Below are 20,867 nucleotides of genomic sequence, written 5' to 3'. Positions count from 1 at the left end.
CTCCGAAGCTGCCGGGCGCCGTTCAGAGCGAGCTGGGAGTCACCTCGGAGCCAGGTAGGAGTACGCGGAACGTGGCGCCCTCGCCCGGCGCGGTGTCGAGCTCGACGCGCCCGCCGTGGGCGCGCACGATGGCGGCGACGATGGCCAGGCCGAGCCCGGCGCCGCCGTCGGCCCTGGATCTGCCCTGGCCGACCCGGTAGAGGCGGTCGAACAGGTGCGGCACGTGCTCGGGCGGCACGCCGGGCCCGGTGTCGGCGACCTCCAGCACGGCCTGGCCCCCGGCGCTGCCGACCCTGACGGTGACGGACGCCTCCGGGGGCGTGTGGGCGAGCGCGTTGCCGATGAGGTTGGCGGCGACCTGGCGCAGGCGGGCCTCGTCGCCGACGACCGTGACGGGGGCCAGGCCGCCGTCCAGCCCGGCCAGCCTGACCTGCCGCTCCGGTACGCGGACGCGGGCGTCGCGGATGGTGTCGGCGGCCACCTCCAGCAGGTCCACGGGGTGGCGGTCGAGCGGGCGTTCCTCGTCGAGCTGGGCGAGCGTGAGCAGGTCGTTGACCAGCACGCCCATCCGGGCGGCGGCGTCCTCGATGCGGCGCATGGCCTCGGCGGCGTCGCCGCCCCTGCGGTGCAGCTCGGCGAAGCCGCGCACGGAGGTGAGCGGGGTGCGCAGCTCGTGGGAGGCGTCGGCGAGGAAGCGGCGCATGCGGGCCTCGGAGTCGGTCCTGGCGGCGATCTCGGACTGGAGGCGGTCGAGCATGACGTTCATGGCGGCGGCCAGGCGTCCTGGCTCGGTGTGCGGGTCGTGGGCGGGGACGCGGCGGGCGAAGTCGCCTCGGGCGATGTGCCCGGCCGTGGCCTCCATCCTGGTCAGGGGGCGCAGGCCGAGGCGTACGACGGCGTCGGCGCCGAGGCCGAGCAGGAGCAGCACGGCCGCGCTGACGGCGGCGGCGATGGCGATGGCGGAGGTCTGGGTCGCCTCCAGCTCGGCGAGCGACTGGGCGAAGACCAGGATGTCGCCGTCGGGCAGCTCGGCGGCGCGGATCCGCCACGAGGGGCCGCTGGAGCCGGGCACGGTGACGTTGACGCCGACCTCGATCGGGCCGATGACGGGGTGCGGCTGGTCGTCGTAGGCGGAGCTGCTCGACTGGAGCGAGCCGTCGCGGTTGTAGACCATGATGCGCTGGGCGGCGGCGATCCGCTTGGCGAGCACGTCGTTCAGCGTGATCGGCACCTGGGTGAGCGCCTTGATGGACTTGACGGTGGCGACCTTGCCGAGCTGCTGGAGCTGGGCGTCCACGCGGTCCATGAGGTTGTCGCGCAGCAGCGCGATGCCGATGACGTTGGACAGCACGAGGCCGAGCGCGGCCAGGCCGAGCACGGCCGTGACGAGGCGGGCGCGCAGGCTCCAGGCTCTCATCGCGGGGTCCGGAGGGTGTAGCCGACGCCGCGGACGGTGTGGATGAGCTGCGGCTCGTACGTGTCGATCTTCTTACGCAGGTAGTAGACGTACGACTCGACGATGCTGGAGTCGCCGTCGAAGTCGTAGCGCCAGACGCTGTCGAGGATCTGCGCCTTGCTCACCACCCGGCCGGCGTTCGCGAGGAGGTATTCGAGGAGGTTGAACTCGGTGGGCGACAGGTCGATGCGCACGCCGGCCCGGCGTACCTCGTGGGCGTGCCGATCGAGCTCCAGGTCGGCGTAGCGCAGCACGCCGGTCTCCGGCTCGGGAGCGGTGCCGCTGCGGCTGCGGCGCAGGATGGCGCGGATGCGCAGCACGACCTCCTCCAGGCTGAACGGCTTGGCCACGTAGTCGTCGGCGCCGAGCGTCAGGCCCCGCACGCGGTCCTCGACGCGGTCGCGGGCGGTCAGGAACAGCACGGGGACGCGCTCGCCGAGCCGCCTGGCGACCTCGAACCCGTCGAAGTCCTCCAGCATCACGTCGAGCACGACGATGTCGGGCTTGAACTCGCGGGCGGCCGTGACCGCCTGCGCGCCCGTCTCCGCCGTCCTGACCTCGAAGGAGACCAGACGCAAGGTCTGGGAGAGCAGGGCGCGGATGTTCGGCTCGTCGTCCACGACGAGCACCCTGGCCGGTCGGTCCATGGTCCAAGGATTACCTGAGCCACTTCAAAGCGGGCTCAAAGCTTTTATTCAGTTGCCCGGCCGGTGATCCGCCACCTAGCGTGACGGGCATGTCATGCATGTTCACCTGCCAGGTCTTCATTCGCATCCGCCACGGCCGGGCTCTGGCCCCGCTGGCGGACGCGTTGACGCACTGACCTGAGCTGAAGCGTCCGCAGGCGCGCCCAGGGCCCTTCGAGACCCGTCAATCTCGAAGACCCGGAAGGGCAGTGCTGTGGCGCAGAATTTCGCGCACGGAAACTATTCACACACCCAGAAGAAGGCCAGGAAAGGCAGCGGCGGCGGTCGCACGCCCACGGATCGGGCGCGGCGCGAGCTGTCTCAGAACTTCCTGGTCGACAGGCATGCCGTCGAGCTGATGATCAAGGCGGCCGCTCCGGAAGGGCTGGTGCTGGAGCCGGGCCCCGGGGAGGGCGCGCTGACCCTGGCGCTGGCCGAGGCCGGCGCGCGGGTGATCGGCTACGAGCTCGATCCGCGGCTGGCCGGGAGGCTGGCCTCGCGCACCCGCGGCGACTCCCGGATCGAGGTGGTCCGGGGCGACTTCACGGCGGCGCGGGCGCCGCGCGAGCCGTTCGCGGTCGTGGGGAACATCCCCTACTCCGTCACCTCAAGGATCGTCGACTGGTGCCTGCGGGCGCCGGGCCTGACCTCGGCGACGCTGCTCACCCAGCGGGAGTACGCCCGCAAGCGCAGCGGCGACTACGGCCGGTGGAGCCTGGTCACGGTGGAGTCGTGGCCGTGGTTCGACTGGCGGCTGGGCGACACGGTCGGCAGGGAGAGCTTCCGGCCGGTGCCGTCCGTCGACTCGGCCATCCTGCGCCTGGAGCGCAGGGCCGAGCCGCTGGTGCACGGCCGCCGCTCCTACCAGGAGCTGGTGGAGCTGGGCTTCGGCGGGGTCGGCGGCTCGGTGCGGGCCTCGCTGAAGGCCCGATACGACGGCGTGGACGCCGCGCTCGCGGCGGCCGGGGTGCCCCGCGACGCCGTCGTGGGGCACGTCCACCCTGACCAGTGGGTCACCTTGTGGAGGCGCCTATGCCGGTGACCTGACGGGAGACCGACGACCTCGGTGCCGGGGCCGCCGCGATGTGGCGGCCCCACGGCATGGCCAGCAGGAGGATCGGCAGCAGCACGATCGACGCCCGCGACCAGTACGAGTGCTGCAGCCACCAGCCGTTGACGTCGAACTGCGTCATGACGAGGTAGCCGTAGCCCGCCCAGACGCAGCAGCCGATGATGGCCGGCCAGGCGAACCGGGTGGGCCGGGCGACCAGGAACGGCATGAACCACAGCAGGTACTGGGCACCGAGCCGGGGCGTGACGACCATGAAGATGAGCAGGATGGCCGTGGTCATGTCGATCGGGTCGGCCCGCCGCCACCAGAGGATGACGAGCACGACGCAGGCGTAGATGAGGTTGGTGCCGAACGAGGCCAGCTCGGGCCGCAGGTCCCAGCTGCCCTCGGTGAACCATGGGGTCCAGCCCCATTCGCCGACGATGGGCCGGATGTCGCGGATGGTGTCGATGACCGCCGGGAGCTGCTTGATCGACGTGCCCGCGAAGATCGGCAGCGTCACGAGGAAGAAGATCGGCACCAGGCCGGTGGTGAACAGGGCGGCGATGCGGGAGCGCAGGTTCGGCAGCAGCAGCAGGAAGCCGGGGATCAGCCAGATCGGCCAGCTCTTCGCGCACAGCGCCAGGCCCATGAGCGCGCCCGCCAGCAGGCCGCGCTTGAGGTGCGCGCGGTCGTCGGGGCCGGGCAGCAGCGCCCGGTGCAGCATGCCGCCCCGGCCGATCACCCGGGGGACGGAGGCGCGCACGCCGTAGGCGGCCACTCCCGCCCGCACCTTCGCCACCACGTCGGTGACCAGGCCCGGCCGCTCAGGGTCGCCGGGGCCCCGCGCCACCACGAACGCGGCCACGCCGAACACCAGCGCGACGGGCTCCACCTGGCCATGGACGGAGGCGATGAGCACCGCGAGCGGGTTGAGCGCGTACTGCAGGGCGCGCAGCGACGCCTTGGGGCCGCCGGCCAGCTTGGCGACCAGCGGGATGAGCGCGATGTCGGCGACCACGGTGACCAGGCGGCCGGCGTACTCCCACGGGATGCCCAGCCACAGCAGGATGCCGTACACGTACGGGATGGTCGGCAGGAAGTGCCAGCCGCCCTCGCTGGCCAGCACCGGGTCCTCGCCGCGCAGCACCGCCTCGCCCGCCGGCTTGAAGCTCTCGACGAAGTCGACCGGCTGCCAGCTGTCGATCGCCGAGGTGTACATGATGAGCAGGCGCACGGCGACGCCCACGAGAATGGCGACGGCGAGCGGCGGGCGCCAGTCACGCCATTGAGCGACAACAGCGAACACGACACCGGCGACGAGGACGATCCCCGTGAGAACTGCGTAATCCATGGCGGCCTCTAGCCTGCCGTAACCGGAGGACTACTGCCACCTGCACGCGCTCGGCTTCCAATTCTTATCCCCGACATGCCGACACGTATCCCGATACGACATCACCGTCTGTGTTGAACTTTTTCCATGGGGGGATCGCAGGTCAACCAGGCACTGGTCAGGCTCTACTTCGAGATGAGAGATGGGCTGCGCGACCCGCTCGCGGCCTGGGCGAAACTCACAGGGAACTCTCAGCTCTACCAGCGCTCCCGGGGCGAGCGGCGGGTGCCGCTGGACGACGCCACGGCCGCCGAGCTGACGGCCGCGGCGATCGCGTACACGGCGGCCTGCCACGGGGCCGAGCACGTGGCGGCGCTGGCCACCTCGCCGCTGGCGCCGCTGGTCGGCGGGCTCGGCGGCGCGGTGCTCACCGAGCATCCGTGCGCGCCCGAGCAGGTGCTCGGGCCCCGCTTCTCGGGGCCGGGCCCCGACGACTGGGCGCGGGCGGCGCACGTGCTGCTGTGGGGAGAGAACAACCGCCTCGTACGCAGCGCGGACACGCCCTGGGTGATCGCCGGGCGGTACAAGGGGCAGAAGGTCGTCGCCATCGGCACGCACCCCACCCGGCTGTCGGACGAGACGCTGGTGGTCCGGCCGGGCACGGACGGCGCGCTGGCCATGGCCATGGGGCACGTGCTGCTCAAGGAGTTCTTCCTCGACCGGACGCCGTTCGCGGCGCACGCCATGGAGCGCACGGACCTGCCGTTCCTGGTGCGGCTGCGCGAGCGGGAGTCGGGATTCGTGCCGGGCGGGCTGACCGGCGGCGCGTACGGGCGGCTCAGCCTGTACGGCGCCGAGGCCGTGGAGGTGCTGCTGCCGCGCTTCGACGACGGGCCCGGCATCCTGCGGCGCGGCGTGCCCGTGCTGCGCGACGGCGGCGAGCTGGTGACGACCGTGTTCGACCTGCTGCTGGCCGCCTACGGGGTGGCCCGGCCGGGGCTGCCGGGGGTGTGGCCGGGCGGGTACGAGGACCGCGCGCAGCCGTACACGCCGGCCTGGCAGGAGGCGTACACGGGGGTGGCGGCGTCGCGGGCGCTGAAGACGGCGCGGGAGCTGGGGGTGACGGCGGAGAAGACCGGCGGGCGGTGCGTGATCGTGCCGGGACGGCTGGAGACGCCGCACGCCGACACCGCCTACCGGGCGATGCTGGCGCTGCTGGTGCTGACCGGGTGCGGCGGCGGGTGGGCGCAGGCGGGGCACGACGGGGTGCCGCTGGTGCCGTACCTGTGCCTGCACGCGTGCGGCGAGGACCGCTCCGACGTGGGCGCGCTGAGCTGGGCGCTGGCGGAGGGCCTGTTCGCGCGCAGGTCGGCGCGCTCGGTGCTGCTGGAGGCGGTGGCCGCCGGCTGGCCGATGGCGCCGCCGCCGCGCGTGCTGGCCCTGCCCCGGCCGATCTACCCGCTGCCGCCCGGCGTGGACCTGCTCATCGGGCCCGACGAGCACTGCGACCTGTCGCCGCCCGACCCCGAGCTGGTCGCCGAGACGCTGGCCAAGCTGTCGGGCGAGACGGTGCCGGCCGAGCCCGCCGGCCCGGCCGGGGCCGGGCGGATGCGGCTGCTGGTGGACCACGCCTGGATGCACGAGTACGGCGAGGCGCTGCCCACCTACCGCCCGCCCGGCCTGGGCCTGCCGGTCAAGCCGACCCAGCTGGTCAGGTGAGCGCGTTCAGGTAGGCCCGGTGGCTTCGGGAGAACTCCTGCCCGTTGTACCGGTCCCAGTTGATCGACCACGCCATCAGGCCGCGCAGGCCCGGGTAGACCCCGCGGGGCCGGTACGTCCCGCAGTTGCTCCCCTTGGCCAGGCAGTCGAACGCCTTCTGCACCTCCGTGACGCTCGTGAACCCGTTGCCCGCGTTGACCGAGGCGGGCAGCCCGATCGCCACCTGGTCCTGGCGCAGCGGCGGGAACACGTTCGCCGGGTTGCCCATGATCGGGAAGCCCGACAGCAGCATGTCGGTCATGGCCACGTGGAAGTCGTGCCCGCCCATCGTGTGGTACTGGTCGTCGAGCCCCTTGATCGGGCCCGAGTTGTAGTCCTGCACGTGCAGGAGGGTCAGGTCGTCGCGCATCGCGTGGATGACCGGCAGGTAGGAGGCGCTCCTGCTGTCGGCGGCGCCGGTCGGGCCGGGGCCGTAGAACTGGTAGCCGAGCTGCACGAAGAACGTCTCCGGCGCCATCGTCAGCGTGAACTTCGCGCCGTAGCGGCTCTTGAGCGTCTTCAGCGCGGCGATGAGGTTGACGACGACCGGGGTGGTCGGGGCGGCGAGGTTCGTGTCGCCCGGGTTCAGGTACAGGGAGTGGCCCTCGAAGTCGATGTCCAGGCCGTCGAGGCCGTACCTGTCGATGATCGCCGAGACGGACTCGACGAACTTGTCGCGGGCCGCCGCCGTGGTGAGCTGAACCTGGCCGTTCTGGCCGCCGATCGAGATCAGCACCTTCTTGCCCTGGGCCTGCTTGGCCCTGATGGCGGCGATGAAGTCGGCCTCGGGCTCGACGTTGGGGCACTCGGCGGCCGAGCACTGGCGGAACCTGATGTCGCCCGAGGTCACGGAGGTGGGCTCGCCGAAGGCGAGGTTGATCACGTCCCACTCGGCCGGCACCTCGCTCATCGGGATGTATCCGGATCCGTTGGCGAACGAGGCGTGCAGGTAACCGACCAGCACCCGCTTCGGCAGCCCGCCCCCGCCGCCGCCGGTCGTCGTGGTGCCGGTGGCCGGGGTGGAGTAGGCGGAGCAGTTGCCGGCGGCGTCGCACGCCCTGACCTTGAACGCGTAGGACGTTTTCGGGCTCAGGCCGGCGGCCGTGAAGGACGTTCCGGTGGCCGTTGCCGGACTGCCGTTGTCCCTGGACACCTCGTAACGGGTGACGCCGACGTTGTCGGTCGAGGCCGACCAGGTCACGTTCAGGCTGGAAGCGGTCGCGCCGCCGACGGCCACGTTGCCGGGAACGGTCGGTGCTTGTGTGTCCGGAGCTCCGCCCGGGCCGTCCAGCACCACGTCGTCGGCGTAGTAGGCGCCCTGGCCGTACCAGCCGTTGACGTAAATGGTGACCGAGGTGGTCGAAGCACCGGTGGTGAAGGAGGTCTTGAGCTGGCTCCACTGGGCGCCCGGCGAGCCCCACGTGCTGGCGTTCACGCCGGTGCCCGTGGCGCCCAGGAAGACATAAGCACCTTGCACCCAGGACGAGAGCTGGTAGGTCGTGTTCGGCTGGACGGTCACCGACTGCTGGCAGCGGGCCAGGTCGTTGCCCTGCGGCGTGCCCTGGAGGGCGCGGGCGCCCCCGTGCACGGGGGACGACACCGCCTGGGCGGACGAGCAGGTCCAGCCGGTCAGGCCGTCCTCAAAACCCGGATTTGTCGTGATGGTGGCGGCGGAGGCGGGGGTGGCGTGGAAGGCGAGGAGGGCGGCGGCGAGCAGGGCCGCCGGTGCTCGGAGTCTCATGGGTCTCCTCACTGCGGCCCGCCCCCGGGGGTACGAGGGGGCGGGCCGCTCAGCGGGTCAGAAGCCCGCGGTGATGCGGGTGAACTCCCAGTCGGACTGCGCGATGCCGCTGCAGTTCGACACCACGCCGCCGCCGGGGCAGGGGCGGTCGCGGTTGACGGCCCAGTACGCGAGCCTGGTCAGGCCCTTCGACCTGGCCCAGTCGCGGATCTGGGTCCAGGTGCCGGTGGAGGTCATCTCCTGCTGGTCGGACAGGCCGTTCATGCCGGAGATGCCCATGTGCGCGTACGCCTGCGCGTCGGTCCAGCCGAACGCGTTCTTGAGCGCGTTCTTCAGGCCCTCGGAGGCGTTGACGGTGTCCTGGTAGATGTTGGAGCTGCCGAAGTCGAACGGCATGATCGTGTAGTTGTCGATCGGGACGCCGAGGGCCTTCGACTGGTTGATGAGCCGGACGCCGTGGCTGTTGGGGCCGCTGGTCGTGGTGCCGAAGGTGACGACGACCTTGACGTTCGGGTTGTTCTGCTTGACGATCTTGAGGCCGTTCAGGATGCGGTCCTGGACGGTGTAGTTCTCGAACTCGTCGGTGTTCTCGATGTCGAAGTCCACGACGGCGGGGCCGACGGCGTTGATGACCTGCTGCACCGCGTTCGCGAACGCCTGCGGGGTGGAGCAGTTGGGGCCGAGCTTGTTGCCCTGCCAGCCGCCGAAGGAGACCTGGACGCTGCCGCCCTTCGACTTGATCGTGTTGATGGCCTGCTGGTCGGCGCCGCCGGTCAGCGGCCGGTTGCCGTCCCAGGCGGGGGTGCAGCCGCCGCTGGACAGGATGAACGCCATGGTGAACGACTTCACGCCGGTCGCGTCCATGACGGTGCCGGGGTTGGGCGGGTTGCCCCAGCCCATGTAGAGGTAGGGCGCTCCGGCCATCTTCGTCGGGTTCTCCCCGCCTCCGCCGCCCGGCGAGGTGGTCGCGGTGACCGAGTTGCTGGTGCCGGACAGGTTCCCGGCGGCGTCGCGGGCGCGGACGGTGTAGGTGTAGCTGGTGCTCGCGGCGCGGCCGGTGTCGGTGTAGGACGTGCCGGTCACCGTCGTGACGAGGGTGCCGCCGCGGTAGACGTCGTAGCCGGTGACGCCGACGTTGTCGGTGGAGGCGTTCCAGGCCAGGGAGACGCTGCTGGAGGTGACGCCGGTCGAGCGGAGGTTGCCGGGCACCGACGGGGCCGTGCTGTCGTTGCCGCCGCCACCGCCGCCGCCCTGCTTCCACAGGGCGGGCACGTTCGGCGGCTCCCAGCCGGGCTGGGAGGTGTGCGCCTGGATGCAGGTGTAGTCGACGCCGTTGTAGGTGACGACGGCGCCGATGGCGTAGGACGTCCACGGCGCCCAGGCGGCGGCCATCTGCCGCACCGCCGCGTTCGCGGCGGGTGCGCTCGTGGCGAGCCCGGCGCCGGTCAGCGCGAGGGTGACGCCGGCCACCAGTGCGGTGAGTTTGCTACGAAATTTCATGGCATTCCCTGGAGGTGGGGCTTGACGGTCTTGGAGAACGACCAGTTGTTGCTCGCGTCCCAGTTGATGGACCACGTCATCGCGCCCCTGATGTCGGGGTAGGCGCGCGGCGGCACGAAGGTCCCGCAACCGGTGCGCTTGGCCAGGCAGTCGAGTGCCTGGTTGACGAGGGAGGGCGCGACGATGCCGCCGCCCGCCGCGCCCGGCCCCGCGGGCAGGCCCAGCGCCACCTGGTCGGGGCGCAGGCCGTTCTCGAGCTGGATGCAGGCCAGGGCGGTCATGAAGTTGACCGTCCCCTGCGTGTACGCCTGGGCCTGGTCGCAGCCGAGCATGGAGCCGGAGTTGTAGAACTGGGTGTGGACGACCGTGAGGATGTCCTTGATGGACAGGGCGAGCTTGAAGTACTCCATCCCGGTCGACTGCATGTCGATGGTCTGCGGGGCCATCGTGATGATCAGGCCGGAGCCGGCCTTGGCGCGCAGCGAGCGCAGCGCCTGCGCCATGTAGGTGGCGTTGAGGCCGTTCTCCAGGTCGATGTCCACGCCGTCGAAGCCGTAGCTCTGCATGAGCGCGTACACGGAGTCGGCGAACCTGGTCGCCGCGGCGGCGCCGGCCACCTGCACGCGGCCCGCCTCGCCGCCGACGGACAGGATCACCTTCTTGCCGCGCTGGTGCAGGGCCTGGACGTCGGCCCTGAACTGGGCGTCGGTGTAGCCGCCGACCGCGGTGGCCAGCCCGGGATCGACGGAGAAGACGACCTCTCCGGCGGTGGACGTGGCCTCGCCGAACGCGACGGCGACGAGGTCGTACTCGTCCGGCACGGCCGAGAGCTTGAGCTCGACGGCGGGGTTGACGAAGTTGTGCCAGTAGCCGGTGAGGAAGTGCCGGGGCAGCGTCCCGTCGCCGCCGGTGCAGCCCGTGGTGGTGGCGGTGGCGTCCTGGCCGGGCGACTCGCCCTGCGCGTTGTACGCCTTGACCGTGTACGTGTGCGTCTGGCAGGCGGCGAGCCCGCCGATCGTCGCCGTGGTGGCCGTGGTGGTGGCCTTGACGGCGGTGCCTTCGTAGACGCGGTAGCCGGTCACCGTTCCGGTGGCGGCTCCCCAGGTGAGGGTGATGGAGCTGCCGGTCGTGGTGGAGCCGACGGCTCCGGGGGCGCCGGGCACGCCCGGGTTCGTGGTGCCGCCGCCGCAGGAGGCGCCGTTGAGCGTGCAGCCGGTGATGCCGGGGAAGTTGCCGGGGCTGCCGTTGAAGCCGAAGCTCGCGCTCGCGCCGGGCGCCAGGGGGGCGGCCCAGCTCGGGTTGGTGAAGGTGTAGTGCTGGCCGTTCCTGGTCATCACCGCGTCCCAGGCGGAGGGGATGGTGAAGCCGGCGGGCAGGTCGAACTGCACGTTCCAGGACGGGAGTGCGGTGGTGGTGCCGTTGGTGACGGTGACCTTGCCCTCGAAGCCGGAGCCCCAGTCCGACACCTTGACGAAGGTGGCGGTGGCTGCGGCGGCGTGTGCGGGGAGGGCTTGGAGGCCGAGTGCGAGGGTCGCCAGGGTCAGGAGGATCGCGCGTAATCTCACGGGTTCTTCCTTCAGGGGGTTGTGCGTGCCGTACGGCTTGCGCCGGGGGGTGAGAGCGCAAGCCGTACGGCACGGCCCGCGGAGGTGATGGCACGGGCCGTTGGGGGGTGTCGGCGCGAGTAACCTTGCAGCGGTTGTTAGGTTTTGTCCGATTGATGATTACTTTTAGGAAAGTTTCCTAAGAGTTGTCGCGATCGTAGCTTTGACACCGGACGCTTACAAGACCCAAACACGACCCAAAACACGACTCCGCCGCACGAGGGCCGGAATCCCGTGCGGCGGAGTGATGGGGGACGGCTACGGCTGCTGGGTGATCCTCACGTCGTCGATGCCCGCCTCGACCAGGGAGGCCCCTGAGGCGTCGGCGGCGTCGACGAGGATGCGGACGGTCTGGCCGGCGAACGCGTTCAGGCTCGCCGAGGCCGTGGCCCAGGCGCCGTTGCGGTTGGAGGCCGCGCCGGCCTGGTTGAGCACCGTGGCGGTGGTGCTGCCGACCACGCGCACCCGCAGGTAGTCGGCGCTGGAGGCGTTCGAGCCGTGCGCCAGGTACCACGAGAACGACAGGTTCAGCGCGCCCGTCGCCGGCAGGGTGATCGGCGGTGACTGGATCGAGGTGACGCCGCCGTCGATGTCGTTCGCGCCCGCGGAGGAGCCCGCCAGGCGGCCGGTGACCAGGTCGTTCGTGCCGCTGACCGTGGTGCCGAGCTGCTTGGCGCCGCTGGACGTGGTGGCCTCGGGGTCACCGCGCTCCCACTGGCCGAGGGTGGCGGTGTCGGTGGCGGCCGGGTTGGCGGTCCAGCCCGTGGCCGTCTCGAACGTGTCGGAGTAGACCGTGATCGGCGGGTTGCCGGTGCCGCAGTACTGGGCCTCCTTGCCGATGATGCGGTAGACGCAGTCGGAGTACTCCAGGAAGCGCAGCACCGCCTCCCTGTTGCGGGTCGTCTGGGGGACGATCTGCTCGTCCGGCGGGTAGAAGCCCGGGTTCGAGCCGGTCGGGTACATCTCGAAGGTGAAGCTGAAGATCTTGTAGACGCCCCACAGCCAGTCGTCGATCGTGCCGTCGGTGATGTAGAGGTCGCTGGCCTGCTCGGGCGTGTAGTTGTTGGTGGAGGCCATGTTCTGGCCGAGCGTGGCGTGCGCGTCCCGGTCGTCCTGGGTCAGGCCGGGGGCGGTGTCGTTGAAGGTGTAGCCGTAGGGCCACAGGATCAGCTCGCTGTAGGTGTGCCAGTCGATGTGCGCCTTGATCTGCTGGGTGCCGCCGATCACGCGGCTGCGCACCCAGTTCGCCGCCGCCCTGACCTCGGGCGCCGACTCGGCGCTCGCGCCCCGGTACGTCTCGCTCGACGTCGTCCCGGAGGAGCCGCCGCAGCAGCCCCAGTTGTAGGCCCAGTTGCGGTTGAGGTCGGTGCCGACGGCCGAGGAGCCGGCGTTGGGCTGGCGGTTCTTGCGCCAGGAGCGGTAGCTGCCCGTGGCGATGTCGTACTCGCCGCCGTCCGGGTTGAGGTCCGGCATGATCCAGATCTCCCGGGTGTTCACCAGGTTGGTGATCCGGGAGTCGGTGCCGTAGTTGTCGGTGAGCAGGTGCATGATGTACAGCGCCATCTCGACCGTGAGGTGCTCGCGGGCGTGCTGGTGCGCGGTGAACAGGACCTCGGTCTCGTTCTCGTCCGTGTTCACGTTGTCGCTGATCTTGACCAGGCGCAGGCCCCTGCCCTCGTACGAAGTGCCGTAGTCGGGCTGGATCGAGAAGATCGACGGATGGGCTGCGGCCAGGGCGCTGATCTCCGCGTTCATCTCCGCGTAGTTGTGGTACTGCGAGTCCGCCGGCGGGAAGTCAAACGCGTCGACGGACGGGGGTGTCGGGCGCGGCACCTCCGCCACCCGGTAGCCGAGCCGCCTGATCGCCGACACCTCGGCCTCCGTGGCCGTGACCAGGACCGAGTCCGTGGCCACCTCCTCGATCGCGGCTCCCGTGGCCGCCACCGCACTGCGCTGCCGGGCGTCGGCCGGGCCGGACACGCGGTACTGCTTGTTGGGCGGTGGCTCGGCGGTGGCGCCCGCGCCCGTCATGCCGGTCAGGCTGATCAGGCTGAGGGCCGCCAGCAGGATGACTAAACGGTGTTTCACCTCGTCCTCCTCAGGCGCGCCTGATGGGGTTGCTGACTCGCGCCTGAACTGAGAGTGATGAGGAAGGACGACCTAGGAAAGGCCCAAATTTACGGACATGGGATCAGGGCTTCGTCCAGAGGTTTCCTGACCAGATCGGGCACTTCGGCCCCCTCGGCGGCGTACCCGACGGGGAACAGGATGTAGGGCCGCTCGTTCGGCGGGCGGTGGCAGATCTCGCTGAGGAAGGCCATCGGGTTCGGCGTGTGCGTGAGCGTGGACAGCCCCATGACGTGCAGCGCCGTGATGAACAGGCCGCAGGCGATGCCGACGCTCTCGTTGACGTAGTAGTGCCGGACCTTCTCGCCGCCGGCGCGGAGCCCGTATTTCTCGGCGAAGCAGACCACGAGCCACGGCGCCACCTCCAGGTAGCCCTTGTCGGAGCCGGTCTCCAGCGGCTCCAGCGCCGCCCGCCACTCGGGCGGCAGCCGGCCGCCCTCGTAGTTCTGCCGCTCCTCGACCTCGGCCGCCTCGCGCACCCGCCGCCGGGTCTCCGGGTCGCCGATGACCACGAACTTCCACGGCTGCCGGTGCGCTCCCGACGGCGCGGTGTTGGCCGCCCGCACGGCCAGCTCCACGCACCGGTACGGCACCGGCTCCGGGCTGAACTGCCGCACGCTGCGCCGCCGCTCCACCAGCCGGTGGAACTCCTCGCCGCGCCGGACCATCTCCTCGGGCGCGTGGCGCCGCTGGGCGTAGGGGACGAACGGGTGTCGATGCTCCATAGGATCCGAAGTCTCGGCCCGGCTGCCCGATCTGACAACAGCGCCCTCTGCGTGCTGCCAGATCGACAGCCAAAACCCTCTTTTGGAGACGAATATGCCGGCACGCCGCCACGGTCTCGATGACCTCGACCGCGCCGTCCTCCGCCTGATCGCCGAGCGCCCCCGCAGCGGCCTGCTGGAGATCGCCCGGCTGCTCGGGGTCGCGCGGGGCACCGTGCAGGCCAGGCTCGACCGCATGATCGACGACGGCGTCATCACCGGCTTCGGCCCCGTGCTCTCCCCCGCCGCGCTCGGCCACCCGGTGCAGGCGTTCACCACGCTGGAGGTCGAGCAGGCGGCCCGCGAGGCCATCTCCACGACCCTGGAGGCCATCCCCGAGCTGCTGGAGGCCCACATCGTGACCGGCCCCGGCGACCTGCTGTGCCGCGTCGCCGGCCGCGACCACGAGCACCTGCAGCAGGTCATCGACCGGATGCTGGCGATCCCCGGGGTGCGGCGCAGCACCACCGTCATCACGCTGTCCACGGTGGTGCCGCACCGTGTGATGCCGCTGACAGGTCCCTGACAGGCCGATGCCAGGACGGCCCGGCACCGTACCTGGCATGACGTACGCGATCGAAGCCGAAGGGCTCGCCAAGAGGTACGGCGACAAGGCCGCGCTCGACGGCATCGACCTCCAGGCCAGGACCGGCACCGTGCTCGGCGTCCTCGGCCCGAACGGGGCCGGCAAGACCACCGCCGTCCGCATCCTCGCCACCCTGATCTCCCCCGACGCCGGGCGGGCCCTGGTCGCCGGGCACGACGTGAGCCGCGAGCCCGGCAGGATCCGCGAGGTCATCGCCCTGACCGGCCAGTACGCCTCGGTGGACGAGAAGCTGACCGGCGTCCAGAACCTGGTGCTGATCGGCCGCCTGCTCGGCCTGTCCAGGGCGGCGGCCCGCGCCAGGGCCGAGGAGCTGCTGGCCCGCTTCGGCCTGGAGGAGGCGGGCGGCCGGGCGACCGGCGGCTACTCGGGCGGCATGCGCCGCCGCCTCGACCTGGCCGTGAGCCTGGTCGCCCGGCCGCGCATCCTGTTCCTCGACGAGCCCACCACCGGTCTCGACCCCAACGCGCGCGGCGAGCTGTGGGAGGTCGTCAGGGAGCTGACCGCCGACGGCGTGACCGTGCTGCTGACCACCCAGTACCTGGAGGAGGCCGACCAGCTCGCCGACGACCTGCTCGTCATCGACCGGGGCCGGGTGGCCGCGTCGGGCACGCCCGCCGAGCTGAAGGCGCTGGCGAGCGGGCACCGGCTCGACGTCCGCCCCGTGCACGCCGGGGACCTGCAGAAGGCGGAGGCCATCCTCGGCGTGCGGGCCGCCGACGGGCTGCTGACCCTGCCGGTCCACGACCTGGCGCAACCGCCCGCCCTGCTGCGGCAGCTCGACGACGCGGGCATCGTGCTCGCCGAGCACGCCCTGCGCCTGCCCTCCCTCGACGACGTCTTCCGCACCCTCACCGGAGATCCCCGATGACCGCCACCCGGATGACCGCCGCGCTCTCGCAGGGGCTGACGCTCGCCTGGCGCAGCCTCGTCCCGTTGCGGAACAACCCCGGGCAGCTTCTCGGGCTGCTGTTCCAGCCCGTGTTCATGATCGTCATCTTCGTGTACCTGTTCGGCGGGGCGGCCGGGGGCGATCGGGCGGGCGCGGTGGCGTACATGCTGCCCGGCGTGCTCGTCCAGGTCGCGCTGATGGCCACGATCACCACCGGCATGAACCTGGCCACCGACATCGGCAACGGCGTCTTCGACCGGTTCAGGACCCTGCCGATCGCCAGGTCCGCGCCGCTGGTGGGGCGCATCCTGGCCGACCTGCTCACGATGCTCGTCACCATCGCCATGTCGCTGGCCGTCGGGTACGCCGTCGGCTTCCGCGTCACGGCCGGCCCGCTCTCGGCGCTGGCCGGGATCGGCCTGGTGCTGCTCATGACCATGGCGCTGAGCTGGGGCTCGGCCTGGATCGGGCTGGTGGCCAAGTCCGTCACCTCGATGCAGGGCGCGGCCACGGCGGTGCTGCTGCCGCTCACGTTCGGCAGCAGCGCGTTCGTGCCGGCCACGGACATGCCGGGCTGGCTGACCTGGTGGATGGGCGTCAACCCCGTCTCGCACCTGGCCGGCGCCCTGCGCGGCCTCATGGGCGGCGGGCCGGCTGCGGCCGACGTGTGGATCACGCTCGGCTGGTCCGCCGGCCTGCTCGCCCTGTTCTTCCCCCTTGCCCTCCGTGCCTACAACAGGAGAGTCCGATGATCGAGACCACCGAGACCATGACCACCCGCGACGGCGTGCGGCTCGTCGCGACCGTGTGGCGGCCGGCCGGGCCGGGCCCCTTCCCGGTGCTGCTGTCGCGCACCCCCTACGGCCGGGGCCTGACCGGCCCCGGCTACCACCTCGACGTGCCCCGGCTGGTGGCCGCCGGGTACGCGGTCGTGTCGCAGGACGTGCGGGGCAGCGGCGACTCGGGCGGTGAGTCCCGGTTCATCGCCGGCGAGGCCGAGGACGGCCACGACGCGGTCCGGTGGGCGGCCACCCGGCCGTGGTCGGACGGGAACGTCGGCATGTTCGGGGACTCGTACCTGGCCATCACCCAGCTCCTCGCCGCGCAGGAGCGGCCCGAGGGCCTGCGCGCGATCGCGCCGCACGTGTGCCCCGGCGGCCTGTACGAGTGCGTCTACCAGCCGGGCGGCATCCCCAACCTCAACATCATGCTCACGATCAGCGCGATCGTGCTGGGCCCCCTGGAGCTCGACCGGCGCATCGCCAGAGGCACGGCCACGCCGGGGGACAAGCAGGAGTACCTGGCGGCGCTCGCCCGGCTCGACGAGCTGTACGCAAGGCTGCCCCTCAGCGACCAGCCCCTCCTGAAGGACCTCGTCCCCATGTACGCCGAGTGGATGGACAACCCGGACCCGCTCGCCCCGCTGTGGCGGGCCGGCGTCGTGGACCACTCCCGCATCGAGGTGCCCGCCCTGGTCAGCACCGGCTGGTACGACTACTTCCGCGACGCCTCGATCGAGCACTACGAGCGGCTGCGCGGCGACTCGCGGCTGGTCGTCGGCCCGTGGACGCACTTCAGCCACGATCGCGACATCTGCGGGCGCGACTACGGGGATCAGGCGAGCCAGGACGCCATCGACTGGACCGGCGTGCACCTCGACTGGTTCGGCCACTGGCTGCGCGGGGAGCCGCTGCGCGACCGGGCCAGGGTGAAGCTCTTCGTGATGGGCGACGACGAGTGGCGCGAGGAGGCGGACTGGCCGATCGCGCGGGCCCGCCGCGTCCCGTACCACCTGGCCCCGGGCGGCACGCTCACGCAGACGCCCGCGACCGGCGGCGCCTGGAGCTTCGCCGCCGACCCGGGCGACCCGGTGCCGACGGTGGGCGGCGCGATCATGTCGTTCGACGCGTACGGCCCCCTCGACCAGCGCCCCCTGGACGGGCGCGCCGACGTCCTGCGCTACCGGACGGAGCCGCTCAAGGAGCGTGTGGAGGTCGCCGGCGAGGTCGAGCTGGTCGCGCGGGTCAGCTCGACCGCCGCCTCCGCCGACCTGGCCGTCAAGCTGATCGACGTGCACCCGTCGGGACGGGCGGAGCTGCTGACCGACGGCATCACCCGCGTGGACGGGCTCGCCCCCGGCGAGGTGCGCGAGGTGACGGTCCGGCTGGGGGCGATCGCGAACGCGTTCCTGCCCGGCCACCGGATCAGGATCGACGTGGCCGGTTCCAACTTCTCCCGGTTCGGCAGGAACCTGGAGAAGGGCACCACGACCGTGCACGCCCCCTCCTACGCCGTGCTGCCCACCATCGCGTAGACCTCCGGCAAAGGCAGGGCCGCGCCCTGGGCGAAGCGGGCGTCGAAGCGCTCCTCGCCGAGCGCGGCCCTGGCCGCCCGCACGGCCCGCTCGGTCTCGGGCGAGGTGTCGTGCGGCTGGATCGCCGCGGCGGCCCCGAACAGCACGGCGGCCCGCTCCTGGTCGCCGCCGGCCTGGGCGATCAGCCCGAACCCGGCCAGCGTCACCGACAGCAGCGGCTGGTCCTGGTTGACCTCGCCCAGCGTCTCCAGGGCCAGGCGGTGCTCGGCCAGCGCCGCCTCCCGGTCGCCGCTCCAGAGCAGCGCGCGGCCGTAGCCGGTCCTGAGCGAGGCCGCGAACTGCACGATCGGCACCACCTCGGGCAGCAGGCCGAACAGGTCGCGGTAGAGGGCCAGCCCGCGCTCCAGGTCGCCGGTGCGGCAGGCGTGGGCGGCCTCGGCCTGGCCGAGCTGCATCAGGGTGAACGCGCTCGCCTCGTCGTCCACCTCGGCCCGCGCCCTGGCCAGGTCCTCGCCCGCGCCGTCCAGGTCACCGGCCATGGTACGCAGGTCCGCCAGCCGGATCAGCGTGGAGACGGCCTCGTCGGCGCTGACCCACCGGCTGGTGAGCGACCAGACCTCGGCGACGAGATCGCCGGTCGGGGCGCCCCGGGTGGCCCGGGCGGCGGCCAGTCCGAGCAGCGCCTCGGTCAGACCCCACCGGTCCCCCAGCTTCCTGAACCCGGCGACCGCCCGCTCCAGCCGCTGCTCGTCGTGGTTCCTGGCGCCGATCATGAGGGCGGAGCTGGCCAGCCAGAGATCGTCGTCCGCCACGTACGCGTCGAGCAGCGCGGCGGCGTGCTCCTCGCGCCCGGCCGCGTACGCCATGACGACCCTGCTGAGCCGGAGCATCGGGTGCACGGGGCCCTCCCGCTCGGCGAGGTCGACCAGGCCCTCGATCCGCTGCCACAGCTCCCGCATGGCGTCCTTGTCGTTGACGATCGAGCCGAACCGGTCGACGCCCCAGGCGAACATGCACGCCGTGTACGCCCCGGCCAGGCCGGGCGGCGGCGTCTCCCCCACCAGGTCCAGCACCTGCCTGGCCCACACGGCGCTCTCCCGCCGGTAGCCGCACATCCACCAGAACCAGTTCAGCCCCGCGCACAGCCGCAGCGCCAGCTCGGCGTCCCGCTCGTCGACGGCCCAGCGCAGCGCCGCCGCGCAGTCGTCGCGCTCGGCGGACAGCCGCTCGATCCAGCCGATCTGCGCGGCCGTGCGCAGCTCGGGGGTCGCGCGCTCGACCAGGTCGCGCAGGCGGACGGCGTGCCACCGCCGGTACGTGCCGGCCTCGCCCGCCTCCTCCAGCCGCTCGACGGCGTAGGCGCGGATGGTCTCCAGCATCGAGTAGCGGCCCTCGGGCGAGACCTGGACCAGCGACTTGTCGGCCAGGGCGCCCAGCACGGCCGCCGTGCCCCCGCACACCTCCTCCACGGCCTCCAGCGTCGCCCCGCCCGCGAACACGCCCAGCCGCCTGGCCAGCACCCGCTCCTCGTCGTCGAGCAGGTCCCAGCTCCACTCGACCACGGCCCTGAGCGTCTGCTGGCGCGGCAGCGCCGTCCTGCTGCCGCCGGTCAGCAGCCTGAACCGGTCGTCGAGCCGGTCGGCGAGCTGCCGGGGGGTCATGGTGCGCAGGCGCGCCGCCGCCAGCTCGATGGCCAGCGGCATGCCGTCCAGCCGCCTGCACAGCGCCACCACGTCCGCCACGTTGCTCTCGTCCAGCGCGAAGGCGGGGCTGGCCGCGCCGGCCCGGTCGAGCAGCAGCCGCACCGACGGGAACGCGGCCGCCCGCATGGGGTCGGCGCCCACGGGCGGCGGTTCGAGCGGCGGAACCGGGGCCAGGTGCTCGCCCGGCACGCTCAGCGGCTCGCGGCTGGTGGCCAGCACGCGCAGCCCAGGGCAGCCGGTGAGCAGCCGCTCCGCCAGTCCGGCGGCGGCCTCGACCACGTGCTCGCAGTTGTCCAGCACGAGCAGCGCGCGCCGGCCCGCCAGCGCCTCGACGACCAGGTCCTCGGCCGCCTGGTCCTCGGCCACCTGGTGGGTGAGCTGGTCCCCCTCGTGGTAGCGGGGCCGGTCCTCGCGCAGGCCGAGCGCGTCGAGGAGCGCGCCCGCGACGTCCCTGGGCTCGCTAACCGGGGCCAGCTCCACCATCCACGCCCCGTCGAGCCCGTCCATCCGCAGCGCGACCTCGGTGGCCAGCCGCGTCTTCCCGGCGCCGCCCGGGCCGACGAGCGTCACCAGCTCCGCCCGGCCGAGCAGGGCGAGAAGCTGCTCCAGCTCGGCCTCCCTGCCGATGAAGCTGGTGCGCGGCGCCCGGACGTTGCCCTTGTGCCGGACCGGCCTGCGTACCGGGGCGCCCTCCCCCGACACGACCGCGAGATGGGCCGCGCGCAGCTCGGCGCCGGGATCGACGCCCAGCTCGTCGGCGAGCGTGCGGCGGGTGCGCTCGAACAGCTCCAGCGCCTCGGCCTGCCGGCCGGCGGCGGCCAGCGCCCGCATGGCCAGCGCGCACAGGCGCTCGCGCAGCGGGTGCGCGGCCACCTCCGCCGTCAGGTCGACCGGCAGGCCGGCCGCGAGGCGGGTCTCCGCCCGCGTCTCGACGGCGGCCAGCCGCTCCTGCTCCAGCGTGGCGGCCACGTTCGCCAGCCGGGGGACGGCGGTGAGGTCGGCGAGCGCGGGCCCCCGCCACAGGTCGAGGCCGTCCCCCTTGGCGGCCAGGCGGCGGAAGCGCAGCGCGTCCACGTCGTCGTCGGCCACGACCAGCGCGTACCCGCCGGGCCTGCTCTCGACCACCTCGTACGGCCGCAGCGCCACCCGCAGCCGCCGGACCAGCGTCTGGAGCGCGTTGGGGCCGTTGGCGGGCGGCTCGTCCGGCCAGAGCGCGTCGATCAGCCGCTCGGCGGTGACGGTGTGGCCCGCTTCGAGCGCCAGGAGGGCGAGCAGCGCGCGCAGGCGCAGCCCGCCGACCGCGATCGGCCCGTCGTCCCCTTCGACCTCCATCG

Annotated in this window: 15 protein-coding genes; 6 read left to right on the top strand and 9 right to left on the bottom strand. The window is 72.3% G+C overall.

Annotated features, from left to right (window positions below; genetic code table 11):
• Positions 1-22 precede the first annotated feature (22 nt).
• Together HCN51_RS41140 and HCN51_RS41135 are read right to left on the bottom strand one after the other, a co-directional pair.
• Entirely contained in the window at positions 23-1,417 is a 1,395-nt protein-coding gene (locus HCN51_RS41140) for a sensor histidine kinase (RefSeq protein WP_168017445.1), read from the bottom strand.
• Positions 1,414-2,103 (bottom strand): response regulator transcription factor, encoded by a 690-nt coding sequence (locus tag HCN51_RS41135; protein ID WP_080042272.1) that lies wholly within the window; start codon positions 2,101-2,103, stop codon positions 1,414-1,416. The genes HCN51_RS41140 and HCN51_RS41135 overlap by 4 nt, the downstream gene beginning before the upstream one ends.
• Before the next feature lie 355 nt (positions 2,104-2,458).
• Here HCN51_RS41135 and erm point away from each other — a divergent pair, with 355 nt between their 5' ends.
• Positions 2,459-3,184 (top strand): ErmE/ErmH/ErmO/ErmR family 23S rRNA (adenine(2058)-N(6))-methyltransferase, encoded by a 726-nt coding sequence (erm, locus tag HCN51_RS41130; protein WP_206068484.1) that lies wholly within the window; start codon positions 2,459-2,461, stop codon positions 3,182-3,184.
• Here erm and HCN51_RS41125 read toward each other — a convergent pair.
• A complete protein-coding gene (locus tag HCN51_RS41125) occupies positions 3,156-4,547 on the bottom strand; it encodes a hypothetical protein (protein ID WP_168017443.1) in 1,392 nt (463 codons plus the stop codon). The genes erm and HCN51_RS41125 overlap by 29 nt on opposite strands.
• A 126-nt stretch (positions 4,548-4,673) precedes the next feature.
• Here HCN51_RS41125 and HCN51_RS41120 point away from each other — a divergent pair, with 126 nt between their 5' ends.
• A complete protein-coding gene (locus HCN51_RS41120) occupies positions 4,674-6,245 on the top strand; it encodes a molybdopterin-dependent oxidoreductase (protein ID WP_168017442.1) in 1,572 nt (523 codons plus the stop codon).
• Here HCN51_RS41120 and HCN51_RS41115 read toward each other — a convergent pair.
• From HCN51_RS41115 to HCN51_RS41095, 5 genes are all read right to left on the bottom strand, one after another.
• Positions 6,238-8,025 carry a chitinase gene (locus HCN51_RS41115; RefSeq protein ID WP_168017441.1) on the bottom strand — a complete coding sequence of 596 codons (1,788 nt, stop codon included), beginning with the start codon at positions 8,023-8,025 and terminating at the stop codon, positions 6,238-6,240. The two genes, HCN51_RS41120 and HCN51_RS41115, sit on opposite strands and share 8 nt — an antisense overlap.
• A gap of 57 nt (positions 8,026-8,082) precedes the next feature.
• Entirely contained in the window at positions 8,083-9,525 is a 1,443-nt protein-coding gene (locus HCN51_RS41110) for a carbohydrate-binding protein (protein ID WP_168017440.1), read from the bottom strand.
• Positions 9,522-11,090 carry a chitinase gene (locus HCN51_RS41105; RefSeq protein ID WP_346433978.1) on the bottom strand — a complete coding sequence of 523 codons (1,569 nt, stop codon included), beginning with the start codon at positions 11,088-11,090 and terminating at the stop codon, positions 9,522-9,524. The genes HCN51_RS41110 and HCN51_RS41105 overlap by 4 nt, the downstream gene beginning before the upstream one ends.
• A 297-nt stretch (positions 11,091-11,387) precedes the next feature.
• Entirely contained in the window at positions 11,388-13,217 is a 1,830-nt protein-coding gene (locus HCN51_RS41100) for a M14 family metallopeptidase (RefSeq protein ID WP_346433977.1), read from the bottom strand.
• Between the two features lie 89 nt (positions 13,218-13,306).
• On the bottom strand, positions 13,307-13,981 hold the full coding sequence (locus tag HCN51_RS41095; protein WP_080042279.1) for a nitroreductase family protein: 675 nt from the start codon (positions 13,979-13,981) through the stop codon (positions 13,307-13,309).
• Positions 13,982-14,075: 94 nt separating this feature from the next.
• On the opposite strand from HCN51_RS41095, the gene HCN51_RS41090 reads away from it, so the two are divergent.
• Genes HCN51_RS41090 through HCN51_RS41075 form a run of 4 tightly spaced genes read left to right on the top strand, consistent with a single transcriptional unit; the run spans position 14,076 to position 17,830 of the window.
• On the top strand, positions 14,076-14,546 hold the full coding sequence (locus HCN51_RS41090; protein ID WP_168017439.1) for an Lrp/AsnC family transcriptional regulator: 471 nt from the start codon (positions 14,076-14,078) through the stop codon (positions 14,544-14,546).
• 37 nt (positions 14,547-14,583) lie between these two features.
• Positions 14,584-15,495, top strand: coding sequence for an ATP-binding cassette domain-containing protein (locus HCN51_RS41085; RefSeq protein ID WP_168017438.1), 912 nt, complete (start codon positions 14,584-14,586; stop codon positions 15,493-15,495).
• Positions 15,492-16,268, top strand: coding sequence for an ABC transporter permease (locus HCN51_RS41080; protein WP_168017437.1), 777 nt, complete (start codon positions 15,492-15,494; stop codon positions 16,266-16,268). Before HCN51_RS41085 ends, HCN51_RS41080 begins: the two co-directional genes overlap by 4 nt.
• On the top strand, positions 16,265-17,830 hold the full coding sequence (locus tag HCN51_RS41075; protein WP_168017436.1) for a CocE/NonD family hydrolase: 1,566 nt from the start codon (positions 16,265-16,267) through the stop codon (positions 17,828-17,830). Before HCN51_RS41080 ends, HCN51_RS41075 begins: the two co-directional genes overlap by 4 nt.
• On the opposite strand, the gene HCN51_RS41070 is transcribed toward HCN51_RS41075, so the two are convergent.
• Positions 17,803-20,865 carry an AfsR/SARP family transcriptional regulator gene (locus HCN51_RS41070; protein ID WP_168017435.1) on the bottom strand — a complete coding sequence of 1,021 codons (3,063 nt, stop codon included), beginning with the start codon at positions 20,863-20,865 and terminating at the stop codon, positions 17,803-17,805. The two genes, HCN51_RS41075 and HCN51_RS41070, sit on opposite strands and share 28 nt — an antisense overlap.
• Between the last annotated feature and the right edge of the window lie 2 nt (positions 20,866-20,867).

The organism is Nonomuraea composti (assembly GCF_012034275.1).
GTDB lineage: Bacteria > Actinomycetota > Actinomycetes > Streptosporangiales > Streptosporangiaceae > Nonomuraea > Nonomuraea composti.
The sequence above is the reverse complement of the archived record's forward strand: the minus strand, read 5'-3'. Positions and strand labels throughout refer to the sequence as shown.

Coding starts and splice junctions, on each gene's coding strand:
- HCN51_RS41140 (WP_168017445.1), bottom strand. CDS start 1,417: ATGAGAGCCTGGAGCCTGCGCGCCCGCCTCGTCACGGCCGTGCTCGGC.
- HCN51_RS41135 (WP_080042272.1), bottom strand. CDS start 2,103: ATGGACCGACCGGCCAGGGTGCTCGTCGTGGACGACGAGCCGAACATC.
- HCN51_RS41125 (WP_168017443.1), bottom strand. CDS start 4,547: ATGGATTACGCAGTTCTCACGGGGATCGTCCTCGTCGCCGGTGTCGTG.
- HCN51_RS41120 (WP_168017442.1), top strand. CDS start 4,674: ATGGGGGGATCGCAGGTCAACCAGGCACTGGTCAGGCTCTACTTCGAG.
- HCN51_RS41115 (WP_168017441.1), bottom strand. CDS start 8,025: ATGAGACTCCGAGCACCGGCGGCCCTGCTCGCCGCCGCCCTCCTCGCC.
- HCN51_RS41110 (WP_168017440.1), bottom strand. CDS start 9,525: ATGAAATTTCGTAGCAAACTCACCGCACTGGTGGCCGGCGTCACCCTC.
- HCN51_RS41095 (WP_080042279.1), bottom strand. CDS start 13,981: ATGGAGCATCGACACCCGTTCGTCCCCTACGCCCAGCGGCGCCACGCG.
- HCN51_RS41090 (WP_168017439.1), top strand. CDS start 14,076: ATGCCGGCACGCCGCCACGGTCTCGATGACCTCGACCGCGCCGTCCTC.
- HCN51_RS41085 (WP_168017438.1), top strand. CDS start 14,584: ATGACGTACGCGATCGAAGCCGAAGGGCTCGCCAAGAGGTACGGCGAC.
- HCN51_RS41080 (WP_168017437.1), top strand. CDS start 15,492: ATGACCGCCACCCGGATGACCGCCGCGCTCTCGCAGGGGCTGACGCTC.
- HCN51_RS41075 (WP_168017436.1), top strand. CDS start 16,265: ATGATCGAGACCACCGAGACCATGACCACCCGCGACGGCGTGCGGCTC.
- HCN51_RS41070 (WP_168017435.1), bottom strand. CDS start 20,865: ATGGAGGTCGAAGGGGACGACGGGCCGATCGCGGTCGGCGGGCTGCGC.